The 3,529-nt window shown below is 68.0% G+C and carries 4 protein-coding genes; 2 read left to right on the top strand and 2 right to left on the bottom strand.

Going from position 1 to position 3,529, the window contains the following annotated elements; all coding sequences use genetic code 11:
- Positions 1-323, bottom strand: a 323-nt coding sequence (locus WA805_RS19895) for an STAS domain-containing protein (RefSeq protein ID WP_425243082.1), incomplete at its 3' end; no start/stop codon positions are given.
- Between the two features lie 250 nt (positions 324-573).
- On the opposite strand from WA805_RS19895, the gene WA805_RS19890 reads away from it, so the two are divergent.
- A complete protein-coding gene (locus WA805_RS19890; RefSeq protein WP_425243081.1) occupies positions 574-2,076 on the top strand; it encodes a DUF222 domain-containing protein in 1,503 nt (500 codons plus the stop codon).
- An 11-nt stretch (positions 2,077-2,087) separates the two neighbouring features.
- Here the strand turns inward: WA805_RS19890 and WA805_RS19885 are convergent, their stop codons facing one another.
- Positions 2,088-2,510, bottom strand: a complete 423-nt coding sequence (locus tag WA805_RS19885; RefSeq protein WP_422287239.1) for a cupin domain-containing protein — start codon at positions 2,508-2,510, stop codon at positions 2,088-2,090.
- Positions 2,511-2,855: 345 nt separating this feature from the next.
- Here WA805_RS19885 and WA805_RS19880 point away from each other — a divergent pair.
- A partial coding sequence (locus WA805_RS19880) for a hypothetical protein (protein ID WP_425243080.1) occupies positions 2,856-3,529 on the top strand: 674 nt, incomplete at its 3' end.

The raw sequence follows: 3,529 nt of genomic DNA, 5'->3' as shown, positions 1-3,529 counted from the left end.
GAGTCCTGCTGCGGCCGTACGGTAAGTACCTGGTCGATGCCCAGCAGCACCAGGATCCTGGCCACGTTCGGCTGGGGAGCTGCCAGTTCCAGGGTGCCGCCCTGAGCTCTCAGCGCCAGATGCGCGTCCGTCAGCGCCCGGATGGAACTGGAGTCGGCGAACCGCAGCCCGGACAGATCGATGGTCAGCTGCCGAGCGCCGCCAGAAATCTGATCGTTGAGCGCATCCCTTAGCTGCCCAAGGGTCGATAGATCCGCTTCACCGGACAGGCGCATCACAACACTGAATTGCTGGGATTCCACGGCAATGCCGAGCAGGCTCACACGCGGAGCGTACTCCTTGAGCAGTTCGCGAATACACGCCGCACTCACCGCCGAACTGCCGCCCGGCTGGCACACCCAGCCGGATCATCTGCACCATCGGCCATAGTCGGGCAGACGCCCGCTGTTCGGAATCCGGAGGCGAGTCACCCTGGGCCTGACGCCGTAGAGCCCGGGTAGCGCGCGGGTAACCGCGTTTCCGCGGAAACGCGCGTTCGGCAGAATGTCAGACTCTATCGATAAAATCGAATACATGAGCGTAGCTATAACGTCTGAGCCATCTGTTGCGACGACGCCTGGCGGCCCGGCCTGGCCGCCGGAGATGCCGATGGAGCGGCTGGAAGCGCGGATCTGCGAGCTGGCCGGGCACCTGACTGCGGCGACCTGCCAATTCCTGCTGCTGATCGCCGATTTCGACGCCCGCAAGGGCTGGGCGGACTGGGAGATGCCGTCCTGCGCGGCGTGGCTGTCGTGGAAATGCCAGATCGCCTCCGGCACGGCCCGCGAGCAGGTCCGCGTCGCTCGCGCGCTGGGAGCGCTGCCCGCCATCACCGCCGAGTTCGCCGCCGGACGGCTGTCTTATGCGAAGGTCCGGGCGCTCACCCGGATCGCCACCCCGGAGACCGAACCCGATCTCCTTGAGATGGCGACACCGATGACAGCCAACCAGATGGAGCGGTTCGCCCAAGCGCACCGGCGGGTCACCGAAGCGGATCGCGGCCCAACCCGGCCCGCGCGCCAGCTGACCTGGAACCGCGTCAAGGACCTGGACTATGTCTTCCGCGCCATCCTCCCCGCCGAAGGTGCCGCCGTCGTATTGCAAGCCCTGCGCGCCGCCCGCAACGACCTGGAGCACCCGCATGATCAGCCTGACGACGTTTCCGCGGAAACGCGGATCGAAGAGCTCAGGGGCGAAGACGAGGCCAACGGGGTCAGCTTCAGCTCTGACGTGCCGCCAGAATCACGGATGGAAACGGCCCGGGACCTCGCCGACGCCCTCGTCCAGGTCTGCGCCGGCTACCTCAACGCCAAGGCGGCCACGGCCGAGAACCCCGATACGTATCAGGTCATCATTCACGCCGGCGTCCAGGCCATCAGCGGGGAGCTGGCAACAGAGGACGTTTCCGCGGAAACGCCGGAAGGTGCGGCCGGTACCCTGCCCGTCTCGCATCCGGCCCACCCGATGCGCTGCCACATCCAGGACGGCCTGGCTCTGAGCCTCAGCACCCTGGCGCTCATCAGCTGCAACGCCACCATCAGCACCATGATCCACGACACCGCAGGGGCCATTCTCGACGTCGGCCGCCGCACCCGCAAGCCCCCGCCCGCGCTCCGCCGGGCCATCCGCGAACGCGACGGCTACCGCTGCCAGTTCCCCGGCTGCCGTTCCCGCCGCACCGACGCCCACCACATCGTCCACTGGGCGAACGGCGGCGAGACCAAGCTCGGCAACCTCATCAGCCTGTGCAAGAGACACCACGCCCTTGTCCACGACAAGGGCTACCTCATAGCCAGCACACCGGGCGGCTTCACCTTCTACAGCCGCCAGGGCACCCCCATGCCAGCCTGCCCGAAACTACGCGCCGGCCCGGGCGACATCACTACCACCCACGACGCTGTCATCACCCCTGCCACCATCATCCCCTCGAACTCCGGCGGCCGCCTCGACCTCAACCTGGCCATCTGGATCACCTTCGCCAACGCCCGGGTCAAAACCGAACGCCGCGAACGCGAACAGGCCAGCCCGGCGGCGTGATCGCGTGAGCGTCAGGCGTTTCGCGGGTCGTCTTCCGGATCCAGATATTCGAGCCCGAGCGGCCCGATCGCTGTTACCTGGGTGACGTACTCACCGGATTTGGCCCAGTGGAAGTGCGGGGTGCCGCCGGGCAGGACGACGACGGCACCGGGCGGGTGTGCCTCGAGCTTGCCCTCGTCGAATTCTTCGCCCACCCCGATGTAGAAGACACCGGAGATGACCGTGTAGACGCGATCCTCCGGGTGCCGGTGCGGCATCAGCTTGACGCCAGAGGGCACCTTCACCCTGATCACGTAGGGGCCGGGCGCGGTGGGCTGACCGACCACGACGGCGAGGCGAGCCGGCGGCGGGAACGCGGGGAACGGCTGCCAGTCGATGTCCTCGGGGTGGACCGACCTGAAGACGTCCTGGCCTGGCTGGTGAGCGCGCATCATCGGGGAACCTCCGGACTCGGGCACGGCGACCTGACGCCACTAGAACCACCCTCTCGCCTGACCGCCGGCAAAAGCCAGGGACCGCACCAGGGGTTCCCGTGGGCCGCAGCGGCGCGGTCATCGCGGTCGGCGTCGCGCACTTGCTGCGCGGCCCGGCCAAGGCGCAGGAGGCCGCCGCGTCCGAGGGAACGCCACTGGACCGCGCCGCATGACCAAGCCTGGCCGCAGGTCAGTCCCTTTCGTAATGTATTCGTTAGGTTTCCGAGAACCGCTTGAGACCCATCCACAAGTGTCACTACGGTTGGTGCAGCCTTCCGCTGGACCAACGAACGGAGTGACACGGACGTGGGCATACACGCCGCCAGGACAGTCGCTACGAGAACCCGCCTGCGCCGCGGTGCCGTGCTCACGGCGCTGCTCGCCGTCGCGAGCGGGGTCGCCGTCTACAGCGGAACGGCCGGCGCGGCCCCACAGCCGACCATCGGCCAGGTCCAGGCGCAGGTAAACAGCCTGCAGGCCAAGGTGGACAACATCGGCGAGCAGTACGACCAGGCCAGCCAGCAGCTGTCGGCCGCGAAGACCAGGCTGACTCAGGTGAACAAGGAGGCCGCGCAGGCGCAGACGCACTTCAACACGGCTCGCGCCCAGCTCGTCCAGGTCGCGGTGGCGAACTACATGGACTCCGACCAGACGTCGGTGCTCGGGCTGCTGACCTCCGGCGACCCGTCAGCCGTGCTCGACCAGGCGTCCCTCGTCGAGCAGGTGGCCGGAATGCACAACGAGCAGGCGGCCCAGTTCCTCGGCTACGCGCAGCAGCTCTCCTCCGTCGTCGGCCAGCGGCAGCGGACCGAGGAGGGCATGGCGGCCGTCCAGTCCCAGCTCGCCGGGCAGAAGAACTCGATCGCCAAGCTGCTCGCCAGCAAGCAGGCCACGCTCGACAGCCTCACCGCGGCACAGCAGGCGCAGGTCGTCGCGACCACCGTCGGCGCCTCAGGCACCACCCAGGCGAGCTACAGCGG

This window comes from Trebonia sp. (assembly GCF_049794275.1).
Taxonomy (GTDB): domain Bacteria; phylum Actinomycetota; class Actinomycetes; order Streptosporangiales; family Streptosporangiaceae; genus Trebonia.
Note: the sequence above shows the minus strand (reverse complement) of the source record. Positions and strands in the feature narration are given on the sequence as shown.

What these genes read in the sequence shown, in the direction of transcription:
- WA805_RS19890 (WP_425243081.1), top strand. Translation starts at nt 574, where the DNA reads ATGAGCGTAGCTATAACGTCTGAGCCATCTGTTGCGACGACGCCTGGC.
- WA805_RS19885 (WP_422287239.1), bottom strand. Translation starts at nt 2,510, where the DNA reads ATGATGCGCGCTCACCAGCCAGGCCAGGACGTCTTCAGGTCGGTCCAC.